2 protein-coding genes are annotated in these 1,738 nt (G+C 32.2%); one reads left to right on the top strand and one right to left on the bottom strand.

The annotated features are described in order from the left end of the window. Positions 1 to 19: 19 nt before the first annotated feature. Complete coding sequence (locus CWC03_RS23700) at positions 20 to 745, top strand: class I SAM-dependent methyltransferase (RefSeq protein ID WP_212748166.1); 726 nt, start codon at positions 20 to 22, stop codon at positions 743 to 745. On the opposite strand, the gene CWC03_RS22350 is transcribed toward CWC03_RS23700, so the two are convergent. Further along, positions 717 to 1,685, bottom strand: a complete 969-nt coding sequence (locus CWC03_RS22350) for a hypothetical protein (RefSeq protein ID WP_249314105.1) — start codon at positions 1,683 to 1,685, stop codon at positions 717 to 719. The genes CWC03_RS23700 and CWC03_RS22350 overlap by 29 nt on opposite strands. Positions 1,686 to 1,738: the final 53 nt, after the last annotated feature.

Consider the following 1,738-nt stretch of genomic DNA (forward strand, 5'->3'; position numbering starts at 1 on the left):
GTAAGGATAACTACTAATTATGATTGAAGAGTGTGATGTAAGAGATAAGTATAATAAGCTTCAGAATATCTGGGATATTTCCGATCAATGGCACTATCACACCTACAGAAAAATCAAGCAGTATTTATACGAATATTTAAGTATTGAAGATGGTGTTAAATTATCAGAAAGAGTATTACTGGCGGGTTCAGGAGGTAACTCTTACGGAATATCTGGTGATTTTATTTATCATCTAGATATAGCAGAGAATTTATTAAATTTTGAGGACAAATCAATAGTAGGCTCTGTGACAAACATTCCTTTTTTCGATGAGTCATTTGATATTGTAATATGTGTAGGATCGGTACTAAATTATGTTGATGCACAGCTTGCTATTAAAGAGCTTAATCGAGTAACAAAAAAAGGTGGAGCTTTAGTTTTAGAATACGAAACTAGTAATAGTTATGAATTTATATTTACAGACAAGTACAAGGAAAGTGTAACTCCGATCCACACCTTTTATAATGGAGAAAGCGAACATCTTTGGCTTTATTCTATTGATTACATAAACTCAATTTTACACAGTTTTAACTTGTTAGAGAAAAAGAGCAATTCGATACATATCATATCCACACTGCTCTTACGAAGTACAAGTAACCCAAAACTATCTTCCAAACTCTCCAAGTTAGATCTTTTTTTTCAAAGGGTTAACATACTAAAAAGAGGTGGATGTAACTTTATGGCTTTCCTTTTAAAATGTCGCTGAAGGTTTTAGATACAACTTCTAGTACCTCCAGTGCACGCGACGAGAACAAAGAAAGAAAAAAGACGAAACTAACGGAAAGAAAACCATAAAAGTAAAAGAAATCATCTTTATCTATTTCTGCTTTTTTAATAAAAAACACTAAAGATAACGCTAATACCAAAAATAAAAAAGTCAATTTCACCGACAGACCTAAATGTTGAGTAGGCTGTGCAGTTGTTGTCTTTACTATACTTTCATATGCTTTATCACTTCCACCTTTAAAATAAACATCATCAACGAGAGACGTCTTTGTGGTGCTATAAAGCTCTTGAGCTTTTTCCTTGTATAAAATAACTTTATCTTCTTCATATACTTCAAACCACCTTGAGTAATGTTTAATATAAAGCATGTGTAGTAAATCCAGTGCAGTTTCTTTCCTTAAACTACAATGAAGAGGTCTAGGATTTAAAAACAAATGTGCAGGAACTTTACTTTCATGATTGCTAGCTGAAAGCTCTAATTGCCAATAATCAAGATCCAACTCATAAAATCCAATCATGCCTAGTAGTTTTTTCATCAACTCAAAATTATCACTTTGATGATAAGGCTGATCTATCAAGGCTAATTCTACAACGGAAAAGCTTGAGCTGGGAAATTTACTTTCAATATACTGGGCAAGCTGATCTGCAAACTCAAAAAAGGTATTGTTCTTCCTATATCTTTCATCTATGGATATATAGTCAATAACAACTATATTTTCTTCAACAAAATAGGTTAGTTGAGTATAGCCAATAACTATTTCATTATTTGAAAAAACAAGGACATGGAACTCATCATCAAACTTTTTGTTATAGTTATCCAGCCAATAAGTAATTGTATTAGTTTCCGTTCTAAGAGCAGGGTGTGTGTACCTTGAGTATATCGATAATCCTTCGATATACTTTTGATCTTTAGAGCTCACAACTCTTTCTAACGAATAGTGTGAATTGAGATTCATAATTAGTAGTTATCCTT

The organism is Pseudoalteromonas sp. S2755 (assembly GCF_005886535.1).
GTDB lineage: Bacteria > Pseudomonadota > Gammaproteobacteria > Enterobacterales > Alteromonadaceae > Pseudoalteromonas.